General features: G+C 63.0%; 25 protein-coding genes and 2 riboswitches. Of the genes, 12 read left to right on the forward strand and 13 right to left on the reverse strand.

Annotated features, from left to right (window positions below; all coding sequences use genetic code 11):
- Positions 1–82 precede the first annotated feature (82 nt).
- Complete coding sequence (gene carA / locus ACQ5ID_RS12185; RefSeq protein WP_429912712.1) at positions 83–1,288, reverse strand: glutamine-hydrolyzing carbamoyl-phosphate synthase small subunit; 1,206 nt, start codon at positions 1,286–1,288, stop codon at positions 83–85.
- 169 nt (positions 1,289–1,457) lie between these two features.
- Between carA and ACQ5ID_RS12190 the strand changes: the two genes are divergently transcribed.
- The 5 genes from ACQ5ID_RS12190 (at position 1,458) to ACQ5ID_RS12210 (ending at position 7,121) form a co-directional block, all read left to right on the forward strand.
- Positions 1,458–1,925: a GatB/YqeY domain-containing protein gene (locus ACQ5ID_RS12190; RefSeq protein ID WP_371394086.1), complete on the forward strand. Its 468-nt coding sequence runs from the start codon at positions 1,458–1,460 to the stop codon at positions 1,923–1,925.
- A 15-nt stretch (positions 1,926–1,940) separates the two neighbouring features.
- Complete coding sequence (locus tag ACQ5ID_RS12195; protein ID WP_429912713.1) at positions 1,941–2,366, forward strand: VOC family protein; 426 nt, start codon at positions 1,941–1,943, stop codon at positions 2,364–2,366.
- 18 nt (positions 2,367–2,384) lie between these two features.
- Positions 2,385–4,208, forward strand: a complete 1,824-nt coding sequence (gene dnaG, locus ACQ5ID_RS12200) for a DNA primase (RefSeq protein ID WP_429912714.1) — start codon at positions 2,385–2,387, stop codon at positions 4,206–4,208.
- A 66-nt stretch (positions 4,209–4,274) separates the two neighbouring features.
- Complete coding sequence (rpoD, locus tag ACQ5ID_RS12205; protein WP_429912715.1) at positions 4,275–6,326, forward strand: RNA polymerase sigma factor RpoD; 2,052 nt, start codon at positions 4,275–4,277, stop codon at positions 6,324–6,326.
- 315 nt (positions 6,327–6,641) lie between these two features.
- Complete coding sequence (locus tag ACQ5ID_RS12210) at positions 6,642–7,121, forward strand: hypothetical protein (RefSeq protein ID WP_429912716.1); 480 nt, start codon at positions 6,642–6,644, stop codon at positions 7,119–7,121.
- Positions 7,122–7,219: 98 nt separating this feature from the next.
- On the opposite strand, the gene purL is transcribed toward ACQ5ID_RS12210, so the two are convergent.
- The 3 genes from purL to purQ form a co-directional block, all read right to left on the reverse strand.
- Entirely contained in the window at positions 7,220–9,454 is a 2,235-nt protein-coding gene (gene purL, locus ACQ5ID_RS12215) for a phosphoribosylformylglycinamidine synthase subunit PurL (protein WP_429912717.1), read from the reverse strand.
- Positions 9,451–9,762 (reverse strand): type II toxin-antitoxin system HicB family antitoxin, encoded by a 312-nt coding sequence (locus tag ACQ5ID_RS12220; protein ID WP_429912718.1) that lies wholly within the window; start codon positions 9,760–9,762, stop codon positions 9,451–9,453. Before ACQ5ID_RS12220 ends, purL begins: the two co-directional genes overlap by 4 nt.
- A gap of 232 nt (positions 9,763–9,994) precedes the next feature.
- On the reverse strand, positions 9,995–10,657 hold the full coding sequence (gene purQ, locus ACQ5ID_RS12225; protein WP_429912719.1) for a phosphoribosylformylglycinamidine synthase subunit PurQ: 663 nt from the start codon (positions 10,655–10,657) through the stop codon (positions 9,995–9,997).
- A gap of 158 nt (positions 10,658–10,815) precedes the next feature.
- Between purQ and ACQ5ID_RS12230 the strand changes: the two genes are divergently transcribed.
- A complete protein-coding gene (locus ACQ5ID_RS12230; protein WP_429912720.1) occupies positions 10,816–11,907 on the forward strand; it encodes a DUF5694 domain-containing protein in 1,092 nt (363 codons plus the stop codon).
- A gap of 4 nt (positions 11,908–11,911) precedes the next feature.
- On the opposite strand, the gene ACQ5ID_RS12235 is transcribed toward ACQ5ID_RS12230, so the two are convergent.
- Complete coding sequence (locus ACQ5ID_RS12235) at positions 11,912–12,208, reverse strand: type II toxin-antitoxin system RelE/ParE family toxin (protein ID WP_429912721.1); 297 nt, start codon at positions 12,206–12,208, stop codon at positions 11,912–11,914.
- Positions 12,192–12,446, reverse strand: coding sequence for a type II toxin-antitoxin system ParD family antitoxin (locus ACQ5ID_RS12240; protein WP_371394097.1), 255 nt, complete (start codon positions 12,444–12,446; stop codon positions 12,192–12,194). Before ACQ5ID_RS12240 ends, ACQ5ID_RS12235 begins: the two co-directional genes overlap by 17 nt.
- 125 nt (positions 12,447–12,571) lie before the next feature.
- On the opposite strand from ACQ5ID_RS12240, the gene ACQ5ID_RS12245 reads away from it, so the two are divergent.
- Both ACQ5ID_RS12245 and ACQ5ID_RS12250 read left to right on the forward strand, forming a co-directional pair.
- Positions 12,572–12,955 carry a VOC family protein gene (locus ACQ5ID_RS12245; protein ID WP_429912722.1) on the forward strand — a complete coding sequence of 128 codons (384 nt, stop codon included), beginning with the start codon at positions 12,572–12,574 and terminating at the stop codon, positions 12,953–12,955.
- 111 nt (positions 12,956–13,066) lie between these two features.
- Complete coding sequence (locus ACQ5ID_RS12250) at positions 13,067–14,176, forward strand: DUF5694 domain-containing protein (RefSeq protein ID WP_429912723.1); 1,110 nt, start codon at positions 13,067–13,069, stop codon at positions 14,174–14,176.
- Positions 14,177–14,178: 2 nt separating this feature from the next.
- Here the strand turns inward: ACQ5ID_RS12250 and purS are convergent, their stop codons facing one another.
- Complete coding sequence (gene purS / locus ACQ5ID_RS12255; protein WP_371394100.1) at positions 14,179–14,421, reverse strand: phosphoribosylformylglycinamidine synthase subunit PurS; 243 nt, start codon at positions 14,419–14,421, stop codon at positions 14,179–14,181.
- Between the two features lie 13 nt (positions 14,422–14,434).
- A complete protein-coding gene (purC, locus tag ACQ5ID_RS12260) occupies positions 14,435–15,208 on the reverse strand; it encodes a phosphoribosylaminoimidazolesuccinocarboxamide synthase (RefSeq protein WP_429912724.1) in 774 nt (257 codons plus the stop codon).
- A 272-nt stretch (positions 15,209–15,480) separates the two neighbouring features.
- Between purC and ACQ5ID_RS12265 the strand changes: the two genes are divergently transcribed.
- Positions 15,481–15,801, forward strand: a complete 321-nt coding sequence (locus tag ACQ5ID_RS12265) for a DUF1476 domain-containing protein (RefSeq protein WP_429912725.1) — start codon at positions 15,481–15,483, stop codon at positions 15,799–15,801.
- Positions 15,802–15,835: 34 nt separating this feature from the next.
- On the opposite strand, the gene ACQ5ID_RS12270 is transcribed toward ACQ5ID_RS12265, so the two are convergent.
- The 5 genes from ACQ5ID_RS12270 to ispH form a co-directional block, all read right to left on the reverse strand.
- On the reverse strand, positions 15,836–16,708 hold the full coding sequence (locus tag ACQ5ID_RS12270; protein WP_429912726.1) for a hypothetical protein: 873 nt from the start codon (positions 16,706–16,708) through the stop codon (positions 15,836–15,838).
- Between the two features lie 213 nt (positions 16,709–16,921).
- The gene (locus tag ACQ5ID_RS12275) at positions 16,922–17,425 is read right to left on the reverse strand and encodes an MgtC/SapB family protein (RefSeq protein ID WP_429912727.1); all 504 of its coding nucleotides are present in this window, start codon (positions 17,423–17,425) and stop codon (positions 16,922–16,924) included.
- 54 nt (positions 17,426–17,479) lie between these two features.
- Entirely contained in the window at positions 17,480–18,778 is a 1,299-nt protein-coding gene (gene purB, locus ACQ5ID_RS12280; protein WP_429912728.1) for an adenylosuccinate lyase, read from the reverse strand.
- 61 nt (positions 18,779–18,839) lie between these two features.
- Positions 18,840–19,301 carry a ribonuclease HI gene (gene rnhA, locus ACQ5ID_RS12285; protein ID WP_429912729.1) on the reverse strand — a complete coding sequence of 154 codons (462 nt, stop codon included), beginning with the start codon at positions 19,299–19,301 and terminating at the stop codon, positions 18,840–18,842.
- Positions 19,298–20,242, reverse strand: coding sequence for a 4-hydroxy-3-methylbut-2-enyl diphosphate reductase (ispH, locus tag ACQ5ID_RS12290; protein WP_429912730.1), 945 nt, complete (start codon positions 20,240–20,242; stop codon positions 19,298–19,300). Before ispH ends, rnhA begins: the two co-directional genes overlap by 4 nt.
- A 149-nt stretch (positions 20,243–20,391) precedes the next feature.
- Between ispH and ACQ5ID_RS12295 the strand changes: the two genes are divergently transcribed.
- The 3 genes from ACQ5ID_RS12295 to gcvT all read left to right on the forward strand — a co-directional run bounded on the left by ACQ5ID_RS12295 (position 20,392) and on the right by gcvT (position 24,376).
- Positions 20,392–20,955, forward strand: a complete 564-nt coding sequence (locus ACQ5ID_RS12295) for a hypothetical protein (protein WP_429912731.1) — start codon at positions 20,392–20,394, stop codon at positions 20,953–20,955.
- A gap of 12 nt (positions 20,956–20,967) precedes the next feature.
- On the forward strand, positions 20,968–22,731 hold the full coding sequence (gene argS / locus ACQ5ID_RS12300) for an arginine--tRNA ligase (RefSeq protein ID WP_429912732.1): 1,764 nt from the start codon (positions 20,968–20,970) through the stop codon (positions 22,729–22,731).
- A 260-nt stretch (positions 22,732–22,991) separates the two neighbouring features.
- Positions 22,992–23,082, forward strand: a riboswitch (glycine riboswitch).
- Positions 23,083–23,198: riboswitch (glycine riboswitch) on the forward strand.
- A gap of 65 nt (positions 23,199–23,263) precedes the next feature.
- Positions 23,264–24,376 carry a glycine cleavage system aminomethyltransferase GcvT gene (gene gcvT, locus ACQ5ID_RS12305; RefSeq protein ID WP_429912733.1) on the forward strand — a complete coding sequence of 371 codons (1,113 nt, stop codon included), beginning with the start codon at positions 23,264–23,266 and terminating at the stop codon, positions 24,374–24,376.
- Positions 24,377–24,381 lie beyond the last annotated feature (5 nt).

The following is a 24,381-nucleotide window of genomic DNA, read 5'->3' on the forward strand; positions in this document are numbered from 1 at the left end:
TTTCATCCTGTCCCTGTCCCTGAATCTAGATCAGAAACGGCAGAATGGAAAACAGCTTTGGCGCAACGGGCTTGAACCGGGGTTAATGACCTGCCAGGCGTCCGACGAACTGGTCAAACACGGCAAAGGAATCCTGCGGGCCGGGGCTGGCTTCCGGGTGGTGCTGAACGGACATGACCGGCTTGTCCTTCAGGCGGAACCCGCAATTGGTGCCATCAAACAGGGAGACATGTGTCTCCTCGGCGTTGTCTGGCAGGCTGTCGCGGTCCACCGCAAACCCGTGATTCATGGAGACGATCTCGACCTGCCCCGAGAGCAGGTTTTTCACCGGATGATTCGCGCCGTGATGACCGTGCGTCATCTTCTGGGTCTTTGCGCCAATGGCCAGGGCGAGCATCTGATGGCCAAGGCAGATTCCCAGCGTCGGCACGCCAGCATCAATAACGCCGCGAATGGTGGCCAGCGCATACTCGCCGGTAGCTGCCGGGTCGCCGGGGCCGTTTGAAACCACAACACCGGCCGGGGACAGGGAGAGCACATCTTCCACGCTGGCCGTACCCGGCACCAGCTTCACGCGCGCGCCAGCGCCTGCCAGCCGGCGCAGAATGTTGGCCTTCACGCCGTAGTCCAGCACCACGACCAGCGGGCCGTCTGCCGGTCCAATGCCGGGACCGTCCGGCCAGGCCCAGTCAGCTTCGGTCCAGTCGCTGTCTGCATCGGTGAGGACATGGCGAGCCAGCTCAGCGCCTTCCATGCTGGGCGCTTCAAGGGCGGCCTTGCGTAAGGCTTCGGCGTCCAGCTTGCCGCCCGGATCGTGCGCGATCGCGGCGATAGGCATGCCAAGCTCGCGAATGCGCGCGGTGAGCGCCCGGGTGTCGACGCCTGTCACGGCCACGACGCCGCGCGCAGCCAGCCATTCGGCAAAGCTCTGTTCGGCGCGCCAGTTGGCGGGCGGGGTGATAGGCGCTCTGGAGACCATGCCCACGGCAGCCTTGCGGGCGCGGCCGCTGGCCGCTTCCTCATCGTGCGCATTGGCACCGACATTGCCGATATGGGGGAAGGTGAAGCAGACGATCTGGCCTGCGTAAGACGGGTCGGCGAGAATTTCCTGATGCCCGGTCATCGCCGTGTTGAAGCAGAGCTCTCCGGTGGCGATTCCCGATGCCCCGGCACCTTCGCCGGGGATGATCGTGCCGTCGGCCAGCACGATGGCTCCGGTCGCCCCGTCAAGATCGCTGTCGCGCCAGGGGTTTGCGGTCAGCACTTGATTCCCGGCCTGTTCCGTCATATCTCACCGCCTGATTACGCGTGCGCCGCACAAAAAGGGCGGCCCCTTAAACAAACGCGCGGACGGTATGTGAGCCTTGCCTAGACGTCAAGCAAGCTAGAAGCCGAAAAAGAAACCTGAAAACAAAGAGTTACGCGGCGTCGCTGTAACTCGTTCGAATGGAAGAACAATGTCGCTGCGCGACCAGATTACCGAAGACCTGAAAAACGCGATGCGGGCCAAGGACGGCCTGAAGCTGAGCACGCTGCGCCTCGTCCAGGCCGCCATCAAGGACCGGGACATTGCTGCGCGGGCCGAGGACCGCTGTCAGGGCTGTGGCGAGGGCGAGATCATGGCCCTGCTCCAGAAGCTCGTGAAGCAGCGCGAGGAAAGCGCGGAAACCTACGAGAATGCCGGCCGGTTGGACCTTGCCGAGCGTGAACGCGCCGAGGCTGAAATCGTGCGCGCCTATCTGCCCAAGCCGATGTGCGAGCAGGAGATCGAGCAGGCCGCCGAGACGGTCGTCGACGAGCTGGGCGCCACGGGCCTCAAGGATATGGGCAAATGCATGGGCGCGCTCAAACAGCGCTATACCGGCCGCATGGACTTTTCCAAGGCGGGCGAGACGGTGAAAACCCTTCTGCAGACCCGCGCCTGAGGCGCTGACAGGCGCATGAAAACCCGGCTCGGCACCGTCGCACTTGTCGTGCGTGATTACGACGAGGCCATAGGCTTCTTTGTGGACCGGCTGGGTTTTACGCTGGAAAGCGATGAACCCCTGGGCGGTGGCAAGAGATGGGTCACTGTTGCTCCGCCCGGAGCCAGGAAAGATGGCTGTCATCTGCTGCTCGCCAGGGCGGTAACCCCTGAGCAGCGCGCGGCAATCGGCGCACAGACGGGCGGTCGCGTTTTCCTGTTCCTTGAAACGGATGATTTTGACCGGGATTACCAGCGCTTCCGGGCGAATGGTGTGGTGTTCCGTGAGGCTCCGCGTGATGAGTCTTATGGCCGGGTCGCCGTGTTCGAGGATATTTGCGGAAACCTCTGGGACCTGATTGAACCGGGCGCACGGCAACCGGCTAGTGCCAGTTCCGGGTAAATCTGCCAATCTGTTTGCATGGCTCTTCCCGACGGATTCCTTGACGAAATCAAAGCGCGCATCCGCCTCTCCGATCTGGTGGGGCGGAGCGTGGCTCTGCGCCGTCAGGGCCGCGAGTTTGCGGGGCTGTCGCCTTTCAAGAAAGAGCGCACGCCGTCCTTTTTCGTCAATGACGAGAAGGGCTTCTACCATTGCTTCTCCAGCCAGAAGAATGGCGACGCGGTCAACTGGCTGCAGGAAACGCAAGGTCTCAGCTTCATGGAGGCGGTGGAAACCCTCGCCGCCGAGGCCGGGCTTGCCATGCCAGCGCCTGATCCCGAAGCCGCGCGCAAGGATGAGCGGCGCAAGGAACTGGCCGAGTGGAACGAGCTGGCCCAGCAATATTTCGTGCGCGAGCTGAACGGACCGCGAGGGGGCGAGGCGCGCGCCTATCTGGAGCGGCGCGGGCTTTCCCCGCGCGACTGGGAGAATTTCGGCCTTGGCTATGCGCCCGAGATGCGTACCGGGTTGAAGGATTTTCTGGTCAACAAGGGCGCAAAGCCTGACGAGCTGGTAACGGCCGGGCTGCTGATCGCGCCGGAAGATGGCGGAGCGGCGTTTGACCGCTTCCGTGGCCGGGTGATGTTTCCGATCCAGGATCCGCGTGGGCGGCTGGTGGCGTTTGGCGGACGCGCTTTGTCAAAGGATGTGCGCGCGAAATATCTCAACTCGCCAGAGACCCCGCTCTTTCACAAAAGCCATGTCCTCTATCGCTACCCGCAAGCGCGCAGCGCCGCCTCCGATCCCAAGGCGGGTATTCGCGGGCTGGTCGTAGCCGAAGGCTATATGGACGTGATCGCGCTGAACCGGGCCGGGCTCGTTCATGCTGTCGCGCCGCTGGGGACAGCGCTGACCGAAGACCAGATACGCCTATTGTGGCGGGCCGGGCCGGAGCCGGTGATATGCCTTGATGGCGATGCTGCGGGCCAGCGCGCGGCCGGGTTGGCGGCAGAGCGCGCCCTTCCCATGCTGGAGCCGGGCAAGAGCTTGCGTTTCGTCTTCCTGCCGGACGGGCAGGACCCTGATGATGTGCTGAAAGCCAAGGGGGCTGAGGCGCTGCGCGCGCTGGTGGCCGATACGCGTTCACTGGCAGAGCTGCTCTGGGACAAGGAATTTGCCGCCGAGCCCCTGACCGATCCGGACCGCCGGGCAGGCTTCCGGCGGCGGCTGCGTGCGCTGACTTCCAAGATTGCCGATCCGGATGTGCGCGAGGAATACAAGGCCGAGTTTGACCGGCGCCTGGCGTCTGCCTTTGGCCGCAAGCCGGCCCGCGCGCCGTGGCGTGGGCGGCAGAATGCCGACGGCATATCGGATGCCCCGCCCGTCGCTGAAACGCGCAAGCTGGCGCAGGCGCGGCGTGCTGCGCCGGTGGTGAGGCATTTGCTGCTGGCGGCTATTGAGTGGCCCGAACTGGCGGTTAGCGAGACCGAGACCCTTGCCGAGCTGGACTGCGGCCCGCTTGACAGTTTGCGTGACGCTATTCTAGACGCATGCTCGAATGGTCAAGGTGCGGATCATGAGGTTCTCAAGTCCGCTCTCGTGCGGCTGGGACATCATCCGGTCCTTCGCAAGCTGGAAGCTGAACGGGCACCGATGCGCGCAGCCATGGGGGGAGAGGACGCAGACCCGTCGAGCAGGCTGAATGCTTGGCGAAAAGCGGCGGCTTCCTATATGGAAAGGGTTGAAGAGGAACGCATCCGCGGTGAGGCGCGTCTTCTTGAAAGCGAGGCGCTGGCGCGCGGCGATGCCGCTGAAGTGCACCAGCTGATCGCAGGGTATAAGGCCAGCCGCCGTCGCAGATAGCGCACGGGCGGTCGATTTTGTTTGTGGCAGCTGGTATTCCGGCGGCCAAGGGAGTTCAAGTCAGGCATGACCAAAGCAGCGACCGAGACGGCTGAAGCAGCCCCGGAAAATCAGGACGGCCCGCTTCTCGATCTCAATGACCTGTCGGTCAAGGCGATGGTGAAAACCGCCAAGAAGCGCGGTTACGTCACCCATGATGAACTCAACAAGGTGCTCCCTTCTGAGGAATTTTCCTCCGAGCAGATTGAGGATGTGCTCTCCCAGCTGTCGGAGATGGGCATTACGGTCGTCGATTCCGAAGATGATGTTGAAGACGGTGAGGCGCCTGCTGGCGACGCCGAGGGCGATGAGGAAGATGATGGTCGCTCGCGCGCGGTAGCTGCCAAGTCGAAAACCGCCGTTGCCGGCCAGAACACCACGTCTGCGCAAGACCGCACCGATGACCCTGTGCGCATGTATCTGCGCGAGATGGGTTCGGTGGAGCTCTTGTCGCGCGAGGGCGAGATCGCCATCGCCAAACGCATCGAGGCCGGGCGCAACGCGATGATCCGCGGGCTTTGCGAAAGCCCGCTGACGTTTGAAGCCATCATGGTCTGGCGCGAAGAGCTTCAGTCCGGCCAGGTGCTGCTGCGCGATATCATCGATCTGGACGCCACTTATGGTGGCGTGCGCGAGGATCACTCCGAAACCGGTGCGCCTGACGCCGGCCGTGGCCCGGCCGCCAATATCCGCGCCCAGGTGCGTTCGCGCGCCGAGGAGAACGAGGAAAAGGCCGCAAAAGAGGGCGAGGAAGGCGAAGAGAACGAGAACGCCAACTCCACCGACGATGAGGAAGATGATGAGGACGGTGCAAACCTGTCCCTCGCGGCGATGGAAGCCGAGCTGCGCGAAGGCGTCATGGAGACGCTGGACGCGGTAGCCGGTGACTTCACCTCTTTCCGCAAGCTGCAGGACAAGCTGGTTGGCCTGCGCATGGAGGGCAAGGACCTCTCCAAGAAGGACCGCGAGACCTATGAGGGCGTGCGCGAGTCCATCGTGGCCAACCTCAACTCCCTGAACCTCAATAATGCGCGTATCGAGGCGCTGGTCGAACAGCTCGACGCCATCAACAAGCGTCTGGTGGTGCTGGAAGGCAAGCTACTGCGCTCTGCCGAGGCGCACGGCGTGCCGCGCCACGAATTCATGCAAGCCTATCAGGGCCATGAGCTGGACCCGAACTGGCTGGACGACTGGAAAACCAAGTCTGCTGCGTGGAAGAAATTCGCCGAGCGTGAGGAAAAGGAAGCCGCCCAGATCCGCGAGCAGATCGCCGAGCTGGCGCAGGAATCCGGCGTGCCGATTGACGATTTCCGCCGCATTGTCGCGACCGTTCAGAAGGGCGCGCGCGAGGCGCGTATCGCCAAGAAGGAAATGGTCGAAGCCAATCTGCGCCTCGTCATCTCCATCGCCAAGAAATACACCAATCGCGGCCTGCAATTCCTTGATCTCATTCAGGAAGGCAATATCGGCCTCATGAAGGCGGTCGACAAGTTCGAGTATCGCCGCGGCTATAAATTCTCCACCTATGCGACCTGGTGGATCCGTCAGGCGATTACCCGCTCCATCGCGGATCAGGCGCGTACCATCCGCATCCCGGTCCACATGATCGAGACGATCAACAAGATCGTGCGCACCAGCCGCCAGATGCTCCACGAGATCGGCCGCGAGCCGACCCCTGAGGAGCTGGCTGAAAAGCTCTCCATGCCGCTGGAAAAAGTGCGCAAGGTGATGAAGATCGCCAAGGAGCCGATCTCCCTTGAAACGCCGATTGGCGACGAGGAAGACAGCCATCTCGGCGATTTCATCGAGGACAAGAATGCGGTCCTGCCCATCGATGCGGCGATCCATTCAAACCTGCGCGAAACCACGACGCTGGTGCTCGCCAGCCTGACCCCGCGTGAGGAGCGTGTGCTGCGCATGCGCTTCGGGATCGGCATGAATACCGATCACACGCTGGAGGAGGTGGGCCAGCAATTCTCGGTCACGCGCGAGCGTATCCGCCAGATCGAGGCGAAAGCCCTTCGCAAGCTGAAACACCCCAGCCGCAGCCGCAAACTGCGCAGCTTCCTGGATAGCTAGGGCGGTTCCTTTTCGGTTTCATTCTTGCAGCGCCGCCGGATTTTCGTCCGGCGGCGTTTTGGTATGCGCGTGCAGGCAGGCGCGGCAATCTCTGTCGGCCACGCACCCGCAGCATGCCAGATCATCCCTTAAAACCAGTCAGATGGACTGATATGCAGCCCTGCGCTGGACAGGGTCTCTATTGCATTGCAACATCCTTTTTCGCGAAAAAATGAACGATGTTCACTTTTCAAACGCGAGTCATAGCCCTATCTTGGCAGAGCGAGTTCACCGCAACGCCCGGTCAACAGGGCGGCAATCTTTTGGAGACTGATGATGAGCCTGAAATTCTCCTCCCCGATCCTGATGACCGCAGCCGCCGCCATGATGGCGGCCGGGCTTTCGGTCGCCAGTGCCAGCGCTGCCGAGGCGCAGGCCTGCGAGCCGTCTTTCGTCGCGCAGAGCACGGCGCACCGCTCGGTGCGTGCCTCGGTCCAGCGCCTTGAGCGCGGCCAGTGGCGCGAGACCGCCCACTTCGCCAACGAGGCCCTGTCGCGCCGCAATGCAGCGCCGACCATGGCAGCGGCCCGCACCAATCTGTGCGCAGCGCTGGCCAATCTGGGCGATGCCGGTGCGGCGGACGCCTGCGACGCAGCCGTAGAGGCCAATGAAGGCGGCTGGGAAGCGCTCAATAACCGCGGCGCGGCCCACTATCTCGCCGGCAACACAGCAGCGGCAGCAGCCGATTTTGCGGCAGCAGCAGCGCTTGAGGGCGCAGGCCCGCAAGCGGCAGCCAACGCGGCCTCCTGCCGCTAGAGCGATAAGGAATTCCGCTGATCGGGCATGTATCCCCCCGCCCGGGACAGCGATGTGGAGCCGGACACCCCTCTAGCGGGGTCCGGCTCTTTTTTTGCCTATTCGGCGGCGCGGGCGGCCTCAGCCGTCATCAGATGGGGCAGCCAGGTTTCATGGGCCTGCTTCAGGCGGATGAGATCAAGCGCATGGCCGCCATTGATGGTGATGGCCCGCCCGCCTGCAATGCCGGCCACGCTGACCGGCACATCGGCGGCAATCGCGTTCTGGCGGATGGCTTCTGCGGTCTGCGCATCGGCGGCCACCAGATAGCGGGCCTGATCTTCGCCGAACATCCACGCATAGACGGGCAGCTTGCCGTTGAAGGCGAGCTTCACGCCAACGCCGGACGCCATCGCCATGTCGGCGGCAGCACAGGCCAGACCGCCGTCTGAAATGTCGTGAACCACGCGTGCGCGCCCGGCGCGGATTTCCGCGCGAACAAAGTCGCCATTGCGCTTTTCAGCCGCGAGATCGACATGGGGCGGCGCGCCGTCCTCTTTCTCCTCGACATGGCGCATGTAGAGCGAAGCGCCGAGCTCCCCGCGCGTCTCGCCGATGACGAGCAACACATCGCCCTCTTTCATGCCGCCAAACCCGGCGCGCTTGGAAAGATCGGGCAGCAGGCCCACGCCGCCGACCGCCGGGGTGGGCGGGATCGCCTTGCCGTCGGTCTCGTTATAGAGCGAGACATTGCCCGACACGACGGGGAAGGAAAGCTGTTTGCAGGCTTCCGCCATGCCTTCGACGCAACCCACGAACTGTCCCATGATTTCCGGGCGTTCGGGATTGCCGAAATTCAGGCAGTCGGTGATGGCGATGGGGTCTGCGCCCACGGCGGTCAGATTGCGCCAGGTCTCGGCCACGGCCTGCTTGCCGCCCTCGAACGGGTCGGCCTGGCAATAGCGCGGCGTGCAGTCGGTGGTGATGGCGAGCGCCTTGTTCGTGCCGTGCACGCGCACGATGGCGGCATCTGCCGGGTCTTCGGAAGAGGCTACCGTGTCGGCCATGACGTGGCGGTCATACTGGCCCCAGATCCAGCGTTTGGAGGCCATGTCCGGGCTTGCCATGATGGTCAGCAGCGCTTCGCTCAAGTGCTCGGGGCCCCTCATGGAGCGCGGATCAATGCTGGCGCGCGCTTCGGGCTCGAACCAGGGGCGGGTATAGGCCGGGGCCTCCTCGCCGATGGGATCAAGCGGCAGGTCGCAGACCACTTCGCCCTTGTGTTTGAGGACCATGCGGCCGCTGTCGGTTGTCTTGCCGATGGTGGCGACGTCCAGATCCCATTTCCTGAAAATGCGCTCGGCGATGGGTTCTGCGCCGGGCTTCAGGATCATCAGCATGCGTTCCTGCGATTCCGACAGCATCATCTCATAGGCCGTCATGCCGGTTTCGCGCTGGGGCACGTTATCAAGCTCCAGCTCGATGCCGAGCCCGCCGCGCGAGGCCATCTCGACCGACGATGAGGTAAGGCCGGCTGCGCCCATATCCTGAATGGAGCTGATCGCGTCCTCGGCCATGAGCTCAAGGCACGCCTCGATCAGCTTTTTCTCGGTGAAAGGATCGCCCACCTGCACGGTCGGGCGCTTTTCTTCACTGCCCTCGCCGAACTCGGCCGAGGCCATGGTCGCGCCGTGAATGCCGTCCCGGCCCGTCTTGGCGCCCACGTACAGAACCGGGAAGCCGGCTTCCTTGGCGGCAGCGGTGAAGATGCCTTCGCGCTTTGCCAGGCCGACCGCCATCGCGTTGACGAGGATATTGCCGTTATAGCCCTTGTCGAAATTGGTCTCGCCGCCGACCGTCGGCACGCCGACGCAGTTTCCATAGCCGCCAATCCCCGCGACGACGCCGGAGACGAGCTGGCGGGTCTTGGGATGATCGGGCGCGCCAAAGCGCAGCGCATTCATCAGCGCCACGGGGCGTGCGCCCATGGTGAAGACGTCACGCAAAATGCCGCCCACGCCCGTCGCCGCGCCCTGATAGGGCTCGATAAAGGAGGGGTGGTTGTGGCTCTCCATCTTGAAGACGGCGACATCGCCATCATCAATGTCGATCACGCCCGCATTCTCGCCGGGGCCGTAGACGACGCGGCTGCCGGTCACGGGGAATTTCTTCAGATGCACCCGGCTCGACTTGTAGGAGCAGTGCTCCGACCACATGACCGAGAAAATGCCGAGCTCGACCGTGTTCGGCGCACGGCCCAGCACGCGCAGGATCGTCTCGTACTCATCCGCCGTGACGTGCTCGAGCGCGATCTGTTCGGTAATGCCGGGGGCGTATTTGGGTTCAACACTCATTCGGCATGCGTCCGTTGCGGCTGGTGGAGCGGGGAGGGATCAGGCAGATAGGCGGTGACCAGGAGGCGTGCGGCCTCCGGCGCGCCGGGTTCTGGCCGGATCGCGGAAAGATCAGACGGGGCGGGAACGGGCAGGCCTTCGCCCATCAGCCCTTCAAGATGCAAGGCGAGGGCTTCCTGCGCGTTGAGCGCGGCTTCGTTGGCGCTGTCGCCAGCTGACACGCAGCCGTCGAGATCGGGAAAGTAGACGCTGAAACCGGTTTCAGCATCGCCCTCGAGAATGGCGGGATAGTTGCTGAGAAGACTCATGGCACTCTCCTGCTGCCCGCTAGAAAACATGCGATGGATGACACGTGATGCCTCGAAGGCAGAAGAAGCAGACCGAACAGCAAGAAATCGAAGATCTTGAGAGCGAGTATTTTCGATTGGGCGACAACGCACAAGCATATCAGACGCAGGAGCAAAAGCAGTGGCTTGAACGGCGTTTGGCCGAAATTCTGCGGCGGCTTGATTCACTTGGCGCGAACAATCGACCAACACACTAACCCCGCCCCAGAAGGCTTTCAAATACGCCCAGCCCGTCTGTACCGCCATGGAGCGGATCAACCGCGCGTTCGGGGTGGGGCATCATGCCGAGTACATTACCGGCTGCATTGGTGATCCCGGCGATATCGCGGATCGAACCATTGGGATTGTTCAGATAGCGGAAGGCTACCCGTCCATCGCCCTCCAGCCGGTCCAGCGTCTCGTTATCGGCGAAATAATTGCCATCATGGTGCGCGACGGGGATGGTCACCTCGCGCGTCTCGCCATAGGCGCGGGTGAAGCGCGAATTGGTGTTCTCGATCTGAAGCGGGGTGCGCTCGCAGACAAACAGCAGGCCGGCATTGCGCATCAGCGCGCCGGGCAGAAGCCCCGTCTCGATGAGGATCTGGAAGCCATTGCATACGCCCAGCACGGGCATGCCATCTCCGGCGCGCTTTACCAGATCGCGCGTGATCGGCGAGCGGGCGGCAATCGCGCCAGAGCGCAGATAGTCGCCATAGGAGAACCCGCCGGGGATGACGGCGAGATCAAGCCCGTCCGGCAGGCTGGTTTCCTGGTGCCAGATCATGGCCGGGGCCTGCCCCGTAACCATGCGCAAAGCCTCGGCCGCATCGCGGTCGCAATTAGAGCCGGGGAATACAATGACAGCGGTCTTCATGGCGCGAGGCTTTAGCAGGGGATTCCCGTCAAGGCGAGAGGCGGGTGCGGCTAAGGTAACCGCGTTGCATCTTTGCCGCATCCGATGGCAGCATCTGCTGCATCTGACACAGGAAGGCTGGCGCACACGGGTGCCGGTCCGACGGGGAGAATGTCATCATGCTGAAACTTGCCGTTGCCGCGTTGGCCGGTCTCGCAACACTCGCCGCCAATGAAGCGCAGGCGCGTTTCGAGCCCTTCGATCCGCGGCCCTACGCCGCCCAGGTGCATGGGGACGTGACGGAGGCGTATGTGCTGGGCACGGCGCATCTGGCGCAGGCGGAAGGGTTTGATCCGGCGGCGCTCTCCGGTCTGCTGGACCGTCTTGAAGTGCTGGCACCGGACGTCATCACCATTGAGGCGCTTGGCCCGGAAACGATTTTCCTGATGCGGGCCTATGATACCCGCTATGACGGGGCGGCGGGCTTTTTTGCCCGTTCCGCGCTCGAAGGCGTGAGTCTCGCCGGAGAGGAAACCGGCCTTGATATGCCGCAAGCCCGCGTCGCTGTAGACGGGGCGCTGGCAGACTGGCCGGACACACCTGTAGCAGCGCAGCGCCGCCATCTCGCCGCGCTCTTCGCGGCGTCCGGCGACATCTTTTCCGCGCTGGTGCAATGGCTGCGCCTTGATGCGGCGGAGCGGGTGGCGGGCGATGGCGTCACCGATGAGCTTGTGGCCCTGCTGGAGAGGGTCTCGGCCTCCCATAACGAGAACGTCCAGATCGCTGTGGCGCTGGCTGTGCGGCTGGGCCATGAGCGTATCTACCCGGCTGACGACCATACGGCCTCTCACCTGATGGGCCGGGTGGCTGGCCCAATGACCGCCGCGCTGGAGACACCGGAATTTGCCAGCATTTTCGACCACCCGGTTTTCACGGCTAGTGCGCTGGGTTCCGATGACTGGCAGAGCCCGGAAGCTATGCTGGACTATTTCCGGCGGCTGAACGCGCCTGAACACGGCGTGATGGATGTGGAAGGGCAGTGGCTGGTGATGATTGACCGGGAATGGCCCGAAGACGCCGGCCGGGTACGTATCGCCGAATGGGATACCCGCAATCTGCGCATGGCCGCCCATATTCGCGAGGCATCGGCCGATGCTGTAGGCGGACGCGTGCTGGCGATCGTCGGTTCCGCGCATAAGCCCTGGCTTGATGCCTATCTGGAGATGATGACCGATATGCGCAGCGGCGACATGCTGGCGGTGCTGGAATAGGGCATTACGCCAGTTCGGGCGGAAGTTGACGGGCGTGAAGGATACGTAACACGCGCAAGCTGTTGCCTGGTTGAACCATGTAGACGATGCGATGAGATCTGATGGACCGGATCCGCACCCGAGTGCCGGACCAGGCATAGGCTGGCGCGGAATCGGGAAAGGCCAAGAGTAGTTTCAGCCCGTCATCCAGCGCCTGCACATATCGGCGCGCCGCACTCATTCCGAACTCCATGGCGCCGAAATAGGCGATTTCGTCCAGGTCAGAGAGTGCTGCTGAGGAAAACTCAATCCGGCGCGCCATGGGCCTTCGCGCGCCGGAAGGCGTCCTCCTTCACGTCGTCGAATGACTTTTCGCTGACGCCGCTATCAATGCCTTCCTGGATGAGGCGCTCGAACTCGGCGCGTTTGCGCCTGTTCTCGTCGTCGCGCCGGATCAGGTCGCGCACATAGTCGCTTGCGCTAGCGTATTGGCCGGACCCGACTTGCGCATCCACCACCGATTTCAGGGCGTCGGGCAGGGAGATATTCATAGTGGCCATGGCGGGCGCTCCTCGCTTGTCTGCAGCACGATTGCCAATTTTTGCTAAAAATTGCGCAAAATGCAATTCTCGCCAGCGTCCGGGGCTAGTGATAGCCTCCTCCCAGGTCAGCCGGGGAGGCGGGCATGAGTGTTCTGGGTGTAGGCGGTGTGTTCGTGAAATCAGCGGACCCGGAGGCCAGCAAGGCCTGGTATCGCGATGTGCTGGGCATGGAGCTGGATGAGCATGGCGGCTTCACCTTCCGCCACGGTGAGGCAGCGGCGCGTTATGGCGATGGCGCACGCACCATCTTCGCGCGCTTCAAGGCTGATACAGAGTATTTCCAGCCCTCTGCCCAGCCCTTCATGATCAATCTTCTGGTGGATGATCTTGATGGCCTGCTGGAGCGCATCAAGGCGAAGGGCGTTGAGCTGATCGGCGAGCCGGAGTCTTACGATTATGGCCGCTTCGCCTGGATCATGGACCCGGACGGGGTGAAGATCGAACTCTGGGAGTCGGTGGAGCTTTAGGCTTACCGCTTTTTCATTTGATGCCGGTGACCGGGCTGTTTAGCTGGCTGGTGCTCCATCCGCGCCCTGTTGTCCGGGGCAAGTGACCCCCAGCAACCGGAGGATGCGATCATGTGGACGCCCATCATCGCACTGGCAAGCGCACTTGTGCTGGCCGCTTCAGCAAATACCCAGAGCGGCGCGATCCCGGATACGCCGTTTGATCCGCGCAGTTACCAGAGCGAAGTGCGTGGTGAGCTGTCGCAGGTCTATGTGCTCGGCACGCCTCATCTGGCCCAGACCGAAGGGTTCGATCCTGCCTCGCTTGACGCCTTGCTGGACCATCTGGAGAGCTTTGGCCCGGATGTTATCGCGATCGAGGCATTGCCGGGCCAGACCCTGTATCTGATGTCCGGTTACGATGAGCTGTTTGGCGGCACGGCGGCAATGTTCGGACGGGCCGCGCTTGAGGCTTCCCGAATTGCAGGCGCAAATCTGGAACTGGACATGCCAGCAGCTGCTGTGGCGCTGGAAGCCCGGCTTGCAGGCTGGCCGGCAGAACCAACGGAGCAGGACAGGCGCGCGCTGGCCGCGCTCTTCGCTGCTTCCGGCGATCCGTTTTCTGCGCTGGTGCAATGGCTGCGCCTTGATCCGGCCGCCCGCGTTCCCGGCGAGGGTGTTGATGAGGCACTGATCGCAGTTTTTGACCGCGTGGCGCAGTCACACAATGAAAACGTCACGATTGCGGTGGCTCTGGCCGTGCGCCTCGGCCTTGAGCGCATCTATCTTACCGACGACCAGACCGCCCAGCTTGTCTCGCGCCGCATCATGGACGATCTCGTTGCGGGGCTGGAAGCGCCCGAAAACGCCGGTATCCAAGTACGTGAGTTGCTCGCTGACTGGCTTATGACAAGCGATGACTGGCGCGACGGCGAGGCCCTGCTGGCTTTCTATCGCCGGCTCAACAGCCCCCAGGCCGGTCACGTCGATGCGGACGCTCAGTGGTTGAGGTTCCTGAACCGGAATTTCCCGCAGGCCGCAGGCCGCGCGCGGATGGCGGATTGGGAAACCCGCAATCTACGTATGGCCGCCCATGTGCGTGAGGCATCGGGCGATGCGCCGGGCGGGCGCGTGCTGGTGGTTACAGGCAGCGCGCACAAGCCCTGGCTTGATGCCTATCTGGAGATGATGACCGATGTGCGGATTGTTCCGGCGGTCGAAGTGCTCGGAGATGAGAGCTAGGCCTACGCGCTCAGTTCGATGTCGTAGTTTTCGATCACCGGATTGGTCAGCAGCTTGTCGCACATGGCCTTCACGCGCTCGCTGGCTTCTTCTGCATCCAGGCTGGACAGATCGAGCTCGATGAGCTTGCCCTGACGCGCGCCGGTCACTTCGTCAAATCCAAGCGTGCGCAGCGAATTGGCAACGGCGGTCCCTTGCGGGTCCAGCACGCCGGGTTTCAGGTAGACGTGGATTTTCGCTTTCATCGTCTCTTTGATCCTATTCGCTTTCTTCAGACTCAGGCGCAGCGCCGTTTGCGCTGTCCATCTCGCGCATGATGCCAAGGCGCCGTGCCACTTCGGCATAAGCTTCGGTGACATTGCCCAGATCGCGGCGGAAGCGGTCCTTGTCCATCTTCTCGTTGGTCGTCATGTCCCACAGGCGGCAGCAATCAGGGCTGATCTCGTCGGCCAGCACCACGCGCGGCATGTCGTTCTGGTCGTAGAGGCGGCCAAATTCCAGCTTGAAGTCCACAAGCCGGATGCCGGCACCGGCAAACAGGCCGGAGACGAAATCGTTTACGCGCAGCGCCAGCGCGATCATCTCGTCGATTTCCTGGGGGCTGGCCCAGTTGAAGGCGGTGACGTGTTCTTCCGACACCAGCGGATCGCCCAGCGCATCGTCCTTGAAATAGAACTCCACGATGGCGCGCGGCAAGGGCTCGCCCTCAGGGATGTTGAAGCGCTTGGAGATGGAGCCGGCGGCGACATTGCGCACCACCACTTCGAGCGGAATGATTTCCACCTCGCGCACCAGCTGCTCGCGCATGTTCAGGCGGCGGATGAAGTGCGTTGGCACGCCAATCCGGTTCAGGTGTTCCATGATGAACTCGCTGATCCGGTTATTGAGCACGCCCTTGCCTTCCAGCGTCGCGCGCTTCTGGGCGTTGAACGCGGTCGCATCATCCTTGAAGTGCTGGATGATCGTGCCCGGTTCCGGGCCCTCATAAAGGATCTTGGCTTTACCTTCGTAGAGTTTCTTGCGGCGTGACATGGGGGTCATCGCTCTCCGCTGGGCGTTGGAAAATCGTATCGCTGCGCCATGAGGCCCTTCATGCGCGCGAGTCTTGGGTGCGGGTCAATCGGTGTCGTGTCAAACGCGAAGCGGCCCGTCAATACGGGCCGCCTTTGTTGTTCAGGATACGCGCTTGGCCGGGTGCCCGCAATACCGGCCTGCAATGCGCTGCAAACGATTGATAAAGCCGCGCTGGCGCGATACCCATGGGATCAAACACTCCCCGTTCCATCTGTTACAGGAAACACCCCATGTCCGGCTTTGATGATCGCGAAAAGGCTCACGAAAACCGCTATGCGCGCGAGCAGGAGCTGGAATTCAAGGCCGGTGCGCGCCGCAACAGGCTGCTTGGCCTGTGGGCGGCCGAGAAGCTGGGCCTGGCTGGCGAAGACGCCGAAAGCTACGCCAAAGAGGTGATCGCGGCCGATTTCGAGGAAGCGAGCGACGAAGATGTGTTCCGCAAGGTGCGCAAGGATTTCGACGCCAAGGGCGTCGCGGTCTCCGACGTCGAGCTGCGTCACGAGATGACCCGGCTGCTCGATGTGGCCCGCGCGCAAATTCAGGCCGAGTAGGCGCGCGCAGACCCGTCTGGCGTCACTGGCCGGTCTAACAACTCCAGCGGTCCACGCCCTCGATCCTCGCTGATTGAGAGCCGTAATCAATTGTAATGCGCGCCTGGCGGAGCACATCCATGCCAAGAAGGATGGCCGGCTCATCTATCAGTCCCAGGCGGTCAAAGAAATAAACATCGGACACCGTGATCTGGAAGGAGCCGGTACAAAGCTCGCTGATCTGGATGCCACCGAAAAGACGGCGCAGTTCACCACGCGTGACGATGCGGCTGGATACACCGCCGATATTAGTGGCAATGCCAAGGCGGGCTGCGCGGTGATGCCGGACCAGCGCCGTGTTGACGATCGATGCATTTGCCCCGGTGTCCACAAAAACGCGGACCGGACCGGGTACGCCGCGTATCCGGCCCTCGCCAGCGATCAGCCCGTCTTCGAAATGCAGCGTCATATCGGCCATTGAGGCGGTTTGAGGCATTAGCCGAAGTTCCAGGGCGGGATAATCGAGGACAATGATCTCGTCCCGGAATGCATTTGAACCCAGAATGCCTGCAGCGCTGAAAACCGTTTCTTCGTGCTCGCGGAATACGGCGACCTCGACCGCGCGTGGCCCCAGACCGAAATCAAGACGGTCGATCACGAAGAGGCCGGTATCGAACGGGCCTGTAACAGCATGCCCGGTCTGGTCGAAGATTATGTCCCGGTCTGTAATGAGCTGGTTGGCGATAAGGCGCGGCACTCCGGTCTGGTTCGCGCCCGTATCCACGATGAATGGCAGCCGGTCGACCTCAGGATCTCCGAGGAAGGAGACAGTCCGGCCAAGTGAGACCTCTATGGTGTAGAGGTTGTCGCGGCCGCGCTGCATGGGGATCGTAACGAGCGCCTCATGCACGCCCCTCGCGGTGGCCAACGGCACAGTGTTCGCAACGCCGGAGCAGAAAATTGCCAGCCCGACGCAGAGGGCCAAACCTGATCTTGCCCGCATGCAGCCACCTTCCCCCTTTGGTTGCCGTCCCGCAACCAAGGGAAAATTACCATATTGGCCAGTGGGGTTCAGCCCGGCTCACGCAGCTGTGTTTGCGAGATGCCAAAGCAGGGACCGGTCTGTGCAGATATGGCCGGGCTAGCTGCTGTCATCATCACGCGCCGGCGGCGCTTTGCTTCTCAGCACGTGGCGTTCCAGCGAAACCAGCACCGTTAGCACGATCAGCGCCAGTATGACGGCGGCACCGCCTATGCCGAACGCCCCAGCGCCAAACGCCACGCCGACTGCGCCTGACAGCCACAGGGCCGCAGCGGTGGTAACTCCGTGAATGTCCTTGCCAGCGCGAATGATGGCACCAGCGGCGATGAAGGCGACACCGGCCGTCACGGCCTCGATGACACGCACCGGATCGGCCTGGATACCTGCCTCGCCATCGCCCATCGACAAGGCGATCTGAAAGGCCAGCAGGGTGAACAGGCAGGCTGCCAGCGCGACCAGCATATTAGTGCGCAATCCCACATGACGTCTCGGACGCTCGCGCTCCAGACCGATGACAGCCCCGGCCAGCGCGGCAAGCCCCAGCCGCATCACGCTTTCCAGAAAATCACCGGGCGGACCGGCATCATTCAGCCATTCGGGCATGCTCTCCTCCACCCTCGTAACGGGGAGAGGAGGGGGAGCGTTCCGCTGAGGCGTCTACCCGAACACCCGCGCGAAGATCGTATCGACATGCTTGAGGTGATACGCCTCATCAAAGCAGGCATCGATCTGTGCCGGTGACAGCAGGGCGGTCACTTCCGTGTCGGCTTTGAGGTGGTCGGCGAGGCGGCCGCCCTCATCCCAGGTTTTCATGCCATTGCGCTGGACGAGGCGGTAGGAGTCCTCGCGGCTTGCCCCGGCTTGCGTCAGCGCCAGCAGTACGCGCTGGGAATTATGGATGCCGCCATGGGCTTCCAGATTCTCCCGGCAGCGGTCAGCATGGACGATCAGGCCCTCGATCATCGAGGCGGTACGGTGCAGGGCGAAATCCAGATGCACGGTCGCGTCCGGCCCGATGCCGCGTTCAACGGAAGAGTGCGAGATGTCGCGCTCATGCCAGAGGGCGACGTTTTCCATCGCAGGCGTGACGGCGGAGCGGACGAGACGCGCAAGCCCGGTCAGGTTCTCGGTCAGGATCGGATTGCGCTTGTGCGGCATGGCCGAGGAGCCTTTCTGCCCCGGCGAGAAATATTCCTGCGCCTCGCGCACTTCAGAGCGCTGCAGATGGCGCACCTCTACCGCAATGTTCTCGATGGCCGACGCGATAAGGCCCAGCACGGCAAAGAAGTTTGCATGCCGGTCGCGCGGGATGACCTGCGTGGAGATCGGCTCGGCTTTGAGGCCCAGCTTCTCTGCGACATGGGCCTCCACGGCCGGGTCGACATTGGCAAACGTGCCGATAGCGCCGGAAATGGCGCAGGTAGCGACTTCCTCGCGCGCCCGCACCAGACGTTCCCGGTTACGGGCGAACTCTGCATAAAAGCGGGCAAACTTCAGACCCATCGTGGTCGGCTCGGCATGAATGCCGTGGCTGCGCCCGATGCACACGGTCATCTTGTGTTCGAGCGCGCGTTTTTTCAGCGCCGCCAGCACGCGGTCCATGCCTTCCAACAGGATATCGCTGGCGCGGGTCAGCTGCACGGCAAGGCAGGTGTCGAGCACGTCAGAGCTGGTCAGCCCCTGATGGACGAAGCGGGCTTCCTCGCCGACGAGTTCAGACAGATGGGTGAGGAAGGCGATGACATCGTGCTTCACCTCGCGCTCGATTTCGTCGATGCGCGCGACGTCAAACTCCATGTCTTTGGCTTTCCACACGGCCTTTGCGGCGGAGGCGGGGACCACGCCCAGCTCGGCCAGCTTGTCGGTGGCGTGTGCCTCGATCTCGAACCAGATGCGGTAGCGCGTCTGGGGGCTCCAGATCGCTTCCATTTGGGGCCGGGTATAGCGGGGGATCATCAGCGCGCCTCTTTATCCGTCACGGGAGTAGCGCGCTCTGTCGCGCCTTAGCCGGTGAAGGTCAAGGGGCGGGGGTGGCACCATCCGCTTTCAGTGCGGCTATTCCGGCGCGTGCCAGCGCGTCGGCGCGCTCATTGCCCGGATCGCCATTATGGCCCTTCACCCACACCCATTCGATTGAGTGGCGTTTCGTGGCTTCATCCAGCGCCTGCCAGAGATCGGCATTCTTCACCGGCTTCTTGGCGGCCGTTTTCCAGCCATTCTTCTTCCAGCCATGAATCCATTTGGTCACGCCGTCGCGCACATAGACGCTGTCGGTGACAAGGCGGACCTTTGAGGGGCGTTTGAGCGCATTGAGCGCCTCGATGGCGGCTTTGAGCTCCATGCGGTTATTGGTGCTGTCGGCCTCCCCGCCAAACAGCTCCTTCTCATGGCCCTTCCATTCCAGCAGCGCGCCCCAGCCGCCGGGACCGGGATTGCCGGAGCACGCGCCGTCGGTATGGATGGTGATGAGCGTGCTCACGCCACCTCGCGCGGCAGTTTGAACACCACGTCTTCGCTGGCGACGCGCACTTCCGCGATGGTCAGCTTGCGAAAACCTGCCAGCTGGGTGAGGACGTCCTCGACCAGTTCTTCAGGCGCAGACGCGCCGGCGCTGACGCCCAGAATGTCGACACCATCCAGCCAGGCGTGATCCATCTCTGAGGCATTCTGGACGAGGCGGGCATTTTTGGCCCCGGCGCGCTTGGCGACCTCCACCAGCCGCACCGAGTTGGAGGAGTTGGGCGCGCCGACCACCAGCACCAGATCACAGCGCGGGGCGAGGGCTTTCACCGCTTCCTGCCGGTTGGTGGTGGCGTAGCAGATATCTTCCTTGTGGGGCGCGGCCATGGCGGGAAAGCGCGCCTGCAGTGCCTCCACGATGGCGGCGGTGTCATCCACCGACAGGGTTGTCTGCGTGACATAGGCGATTTTCTGCGGATCGCGCGGCGTGAAGCTTTCCGCCTGTTCCACCGTCTCGATCAGATGGATCGCGCCTTCGGGCAGCTGACCCATCGTGCCGATCACTTCAGGGTGTCCGGCATGGCCGATCAGCACTATCTCCAGCCCGTTCCTGTAATGGCGGCTGGCCTCCACATGCACTTTGGAAACCAGCGGGCAGGTGGCGTCCACATAGAGCATGTTGCGGGCCCTGGCCGTCTCCGGCACGCGCTTGGGAACGCCATGGGCGGAGAACACGACAGGACGGTCGTCGGGGCATTCGTCCAGCTCTTTCACGAATACCGCGCCCATGGCTTTCAGCCGGTTCACCACATGCTTGTTGTGCACGATCTCGTGGCGCACATAGACCGGCGCGCCATAGCGCTCCAGCGCGCGCTCCACGATCTGGATGGCCCGGTCCACGCCCGCACAGAACCCGCGCGGCGCGGCAAGCAGTATGTGGAGGGGCGGCAACGTGCTCACGGTTTTCCTCAGTAGCAATGGCGCGTCGGCGTTGCTCTCGCGCAGTGCAGGGCTTAGACACTACGGGGTGTAGCAGAGTCCGGCGCGCCCGTAACCCGTACTGCCCCGTGTCTGCAACATGGTGACGAACTGGTTCTTCGGGAGACCCCATGCGCTCAATCGCCGCTGTATTTGCCGCCGCCCTTGTCCTGACCGGATGCCAGAGCGTGCGGGACCGCTTCGACGGACCGCAGCCCAATCCGGGGCCGTGTCCCAATGCGTTGTCGCTGTATGACGCCCACCGTCTGGTGGAGTTCAGCGGCGAGGAGCGCGTGCTGCGCAATGTCGGTTTTACCGGCGAGGTGCTTAATGTGCGCAGTGCATGCACCTATACAGACAGCAGCGCGTCACCCATCGAGATGCAGATGGCCATCCGCTTTGCATTTGGCCGCGGCGCGGCCGCGCAGGGCAGTGAGAAAACCTATCATTATTTTGTGGCCGTGACGCGTACGGACCGCGCGGTGATCGAGCGTCAGGTCTTCCCGATCACGGTGCGCTTCCCGCCAGGGGAAGACCGGGTCGAGCTCACCGAGGAAATCGGTTCAATCACCATTCCGCGTGCAGAAGCATCAACATCCGGTTCCAATTTCGAAGTCATTGTCGGATTTGAGCTGACTGCCGAACAGGTTGAGTTCAACCGCTCCGGCCTGCGTTTCCGCGTCCCTGTCGAATAATTCTGGACCGCCATGACCCGTCTTGCCGATCAGCTCAGCGCTCTGCTGGGCGATGCCTTTGCCGTTATGGAGCTCGATCCGGCGCTGGGCCGGGTGTCGGAGAGCGACCGTCCCGATCTGGCACCCTATCAGTGCAATGGCGCACTGGCAGCCGCCAAGCAGGCCGGCAAGCCGCCGCGCGCTATTGCGGAGGGGGTGAAGGCGCATCTGGCCGGAACCGCGCCTGATCTTGATATCGAGATTGCCGGGCCGGGCTTCCTGAACATCACGCCATCGGCGCAGCTTTACACCGCGCGCGCACGCGCCATCAGTGCTGATGAACGCACCGGCGCAGGGCAAGTGGACGCCCCGCTCAAGGTGATGATCGATTTTGGCGGTCCCAATGTCGCCAAGCCCATGCATGTCGGACATTTGCGCTCTTCGGTGATTGGCGACAGCCTGCAGCGCCTCTTGCGCTTTCTCGGCCATGAGGTGACCAGCGACATCCACTTAGGCGACTGGGGCCTGCAGATGGGCCAGCTCATCACCGAGCTGGAGGACGAGCAGCCAGACCTTCCCTATTTCGACGAAGCCTTTACCGGCCCGTACCCGGCCGAAGCACCCGTGACCATCGAAGACCTGGCCCGGCTCTATCCGCAGGCCAGCGCCAAGGGCAAGGAAGACCCGGCCCGTCAGGAGCGCTCGCGCAAGGCCACGGCCGAGCTGCAGGCCGGGCGGCCCGGATACCGCGCCCTGCTCAGGCATTTCATCAATGTCTCGATTGCCGCGCTGAAGGAAGATTTCTCCGCGCTCGGCGTGCATTTCGACCTGTGGAAGGGCGAGAGCGACGTCAATGATCTGATCCCCGGCCTCGTCGAGGATTTCAAGGCGCGCGGTGTAGCGGAAGAATCCGAAGGCGCGTGGATCGTGCGCGTGGCGCGCGAGGAGGACAAGAAGGAGCTGGCCCCGCTCATCCTCGTCAGCTCGCAAGGCTCTGCCCTTTACGCGACAACGGACCTCGCCACCATTCTTGACCGGCGCGAGAGCATTGATCCCGATCTCATCCTCTACGTTGTCGATCTGGGCCAGTCAGACCATTTCGAGCAGGTCTTCCGCGCCGCCGTGAAGGCGGGGCTCGCCCGCGAAGGCGGGCTGGAGCATGTGAAGTTCGGCACGGTTAACGGCCCGGACGGCAAGCGCCTGCGCACCCGTGCAGGCGGCACGTTCCGGCTGGCAGATCTGATCGAGGAAGCGCGTGAGCGCGCCCGTGCGCGCCTGGCCGAGGCTGGGCTTGGCGAAACGCTGGACGAAAGCGCGCTGGAAGATGTCGCGCGCAAGGTCGCCAATGCGGCCATCAAGTTTGCCGATCTGCAGAACTATCGCACCACGAACTACATTTTCGAGATGGACCGGTTTGTGTCCTTCGAGGGCAAGACCGGGCCTTACCTGCTCTATCAGGCCGTGCGCATCAAATCGCTGATGAGGAAGGCGGCTGGCGAAGGGCTGGAGCCGGGCGATATCATCGTCGCTGCACCGGAAGAGGCTACTCTGGTGCGCAGGCTCGATGGTTTCCACGGGGCGCTGATGCGCGCCCATGATGACCGCGCGCCGAACCATATCTGCGAGCACGTCTATGGTCTCTCGCAGGCGTTTTCGAGCTTCTATGCGGCCTGCCCGATTCTGCCTGAAAAGGACGAAGCGGTGCGCCGCTCACGCCTGGCGCTGGCCGCGCTGACGCTCAAACAGCTCGAGCTTGGCCTGTCGCTGATCGGTATTGAAGCACCTGAGCAGATGTAGGTGTTGTTGGGCATGTAAGCCGACATACGCCTATTCATTGTCATGGCCCGGCTTGTCCGGGCCACCCATGCCTGAGAGGTGAGAGCTCGCGGGGTCTTTGCAGGCATGGGTCCCCCGGATCGCTTCGCGACCGGAGGATGACAGATGGAGAGGCTTTTTCAGTTTCCCGCGTTTCGCCGGTTTGAAGCCGCTTCCCCCGATTGACTCACGCGCGTGCCGCTCTAGTTTGCGCAGCGACCGGGGAGACCCGTTCGACATAAGGCACCCAAGCGGGAGAGACCGGCCGAAGACGCCGGCGCCGAAGGCGCAACCGCCCCGGAAACGCTCAGGCCGCAGGACCGCTGGGATCGCCGACGCTGGAAAGAGGATTTTGCCTTCGGGCAGGATCCCACCGAAGGAGCAAGCGGCACGTGGGGTCAGCCCCGTTGCAGCGGGAATCTCTCAGGTCACGAGACAGCGGGGGCAGGGCTGCCACGCGAGGCAATTCGCGCACGGCAGTGATTGCAAACCCGCGTTCAGGATTTCGTGACCCATGGCCGACACAGCAGACCTTCTCAAAACCCCGCTTTATGACCTGCATGTCGAGCTTGGCGCGCGCATGGTCGAGTTCGCTGGCTATGCCATGCCGGTGCAGTACCCGGCCGGCATCATGGCCGAGCATCTTCACACCCGGAATCAGGCCGGCCTGTTTGACGTCTCCCACATGGGTCAGGCGCATATCACCGGCGATGAAGCCGCGCTGGAAGCGCTGATTACGGCAGATCTCTCGGTGCTCGGCGCTGGCGAGCAGAAATATACCCTGCTCCTGAACGCCGAGGGCGGGATCATGGATGATCTCATGGTCTCTCGGCCCTTCGGCGCGGATGGCGGGGTTTTCGCTGTCGTCAATGCTGGCACCAAGGGCAAGGATTTCGCCCATATGCGCGCTGGCTTCGCCGGGCGGGGCACCACCTTCACCGAACTGTCGGATCGCGCCCTGCTGGCCCTTCAGGGCCCCGCGGCGGCGGCTGTGTTCACTGGCCTCGTGCCGGAGGCGGCAAAGCTGGTTTTCATGCAATGCGGCGTGTTCACGCTGGACGGGGTGGAAATCTACGCCTCACGCTCTGGCTATACCGGCGAGGACGGGTTTGAAATTTCCATCCCGGCTGACAAGGCCGTTCAGGTTGCGCGCCTGCTGCTGTCTGATGAGCGCGTGAAACCGATCGGCCTTGGCGCGCGCGACAGTCTGCGGCTGGAAGCCGGGCTTTGCCTTTATGGCCATGACATGGACGAGGATCGCACGCCGGCCGAAGCGGCCCTGATTTGGGCCATCGCCAAGGTGCGCCGCGAACGCGCGGACTTTCCTGGCGCGGCCAAAATCCTCAAACAGATCGCGGACGGTCCGGCGCAGAAGCGCGTCGGCATCAAGCCGCATGACAAGTCACCGGCCCGCGAAGGCGCCGAGATTGTCCATGATGGCGAAGTCGTCGGAATGGTCACCTCTGGCGGGTTCGGTCCCAGCTATGGTGCGCCGGTCGCCATGGGCTATGTCCGCGCAGACCTTGCCAAGCCCGGCACGCCGCTGGAGCTGATGGTGCGCGGCAAGGCGCGCGCCGCCGAAGTTACCAGCCTGCCCTTCACGCCGCACCGCTTCTACCGGGGCTAATTTTT

The organism is Glycocaulis sp., assembly GCF_050485565.1.
GTDB lineage: Bacteria > Pseudomonadota > Alphaproteobacteria > Caulobacterales > Maricaulaceae > Glycocaulis.

What these genes read in the sequence shown, in the direction of transcription:
- carA (WP_429912712.1), bottom strand. Translation starts at nt 1,288, where the DNA reads ATGACGGAACAGGCCGGGAATCAAGTGCTGACCGCAAACCCCTGGCGC.
- ACQ5ID_RS12190 (WP_371394086.1), top strand. Translation starts at nt 1,458, where the DNA reads ATGTCGCTGCGCGACCAGATTACCGAAGACCTGAAAAACGCGATGCGG.
- ACQ5ID_RS12195 (WP_429912713.1), top strand. Translation starts at nt 1,941, where the DNA reads ATGAAAACCCGGCTCGGCACCGTCGCACTTGTCGTGCGTGATTACGAC.
- dnaG (WP_429912714.1), top strand. Translation starts at nt 2,385, where the DNA reads ATGGCTCTTCCCGACGGATTCCTTGACGAAATCAAAGCGCGCATCCGC.
- rpoD (WP_429912715.1), top strand. Translation starts at nt 4,275, where the DNA reads ATGACCAAAGCAGCGACCGAGACGGCTGAAGCAGCCCCGGAAAATCAG.
- ACQ5ID_RS12210 (WP_429912716.1), top strand. Translation starts at nt 6,642, where the DNA reads ATGAGCCTGAAATTCTCCTCCCCGATCCTGATGACCGCAGCCGCCGCC.
- purL (WP_429912717.1), bottom strand. Translation starts at nt 9,454, where the DNA reads ATGAGTGTTGAACCCAAATACGCCCCCGGCATTACCGAACAGATCGCG.
- ACQ5ID_RS12220 (WP_429912718.1), bottom strand. Translation starts at nt 9,762, where the DNA reads ATGAGTCTTCTCAGCAACTATCCCGCCATTCTCGAGGGCGATGCTGAA.
- purQ (WP_429912719.1), bottom strand. Translation starts at nt 10,657, where the DNA reads ATGAAGACCGCTGTCATTGTATTCCCCGGCTCTAATTGCGACCGCGAT.
- ACQ5ID_RS12230 (WP_429912720.1), top strand. Translation starts at nt 10,816, where the DNA reads ATGCTGAAACTTGCCGTTGCCGCGTTGGCCGGTCTCGCAACACTCGCC.
- ACQ5ID_RS12235 (WP_429912721.1), bottom strand. Translation starts at nt 12,208, where the DNA reads ATGGCGCGCCGGATTGAGTTTTCCTCAGCAGCACTCTCTGACCTGGAC.
- ACQ5ID_RS12240 (WP_371394097.1), bottom strand. Translation starts at nt 12,446, where the DNA reads ATGGCCACTATGAATATCTCCCTGCCCGACGCCCTGAAATCGGTGGTG.
- ACQ5ID_RS12245 (WP_429912722.1), top strand. Translation starts at nt 12,572, where the DNA reads ATGAGTGTTCTGGGTGTAGGCGGTGTGTTCGTGAAATCAGCGGACCCG.
- ACQ5ID_RS12250 (WP_429912723.1), top strand. Translation starts at nt 13,067, where the DNA reads ATGTGGACGCCCATCATCGCACTGGCAAGCGCACTTGTGCTGGCCGCT.
- purS (WP_371394100.1), bottom strand. Translation starts at nt 14,421, where the DNA reads ATGAAAGCGAAAATCCACGTCTACCTGAAACCCGGCGTGCTGGACCCG.
- purC (WP_429912724.1), bottom strand. Translation starts at nt 15,208, where the DNA reads ATGTCACGCCGCAAGAAACTCTACGAAGGTAAAGCCAAGATCCTTTAT.
- ACQ5ID_RS12265 (WP_429912725.1), top strand. Translation starts at nt 15,481, where the DNA reads ATGTCCGGCTTTGATGATCGCGAAAAGGCTCACGAAAACCGCTATGCG.
- ACQ5ID_RS12275 (WP_429912727.1), bottom strand. Translation starts at nt 17,425, where the DNA reads ATGCCCGAATGGCTGAATGATGCCGGTCCGCCCGGTGATTTTCTGGAA.
- purB (WP_429912728.1), bottom strand. Translation starts at nt 18,778, where the DNA reads ATGATCCCCCGCTATACCCGGCCCCAAATGGAAGCGATCTGGAGCCCC.
- ACQ5ID_RS12295 (WP_429912731.1), top strand. Translation starts at nt 20,392, where the DNA reads ATGCGCTCAATCGCCGCTGTATTTGCCGCCGCCCTTGTCCTGACCGGA.
- argS (WP_429912732.1), top strand. Translation starts at nt 20,968, where the DNA reads ATGACCCGTCTTGCCGATCAGCTCAGCGCTCTGCTGGGCGATGCCTTT.
- gcvT (WP_429912733.1), top strand. Translation starts at nt 23,264, where the DNA reads ATGGCCGACACAGCAGACCTTCTCAAAACCCCGCTTTATGACCTGCAT.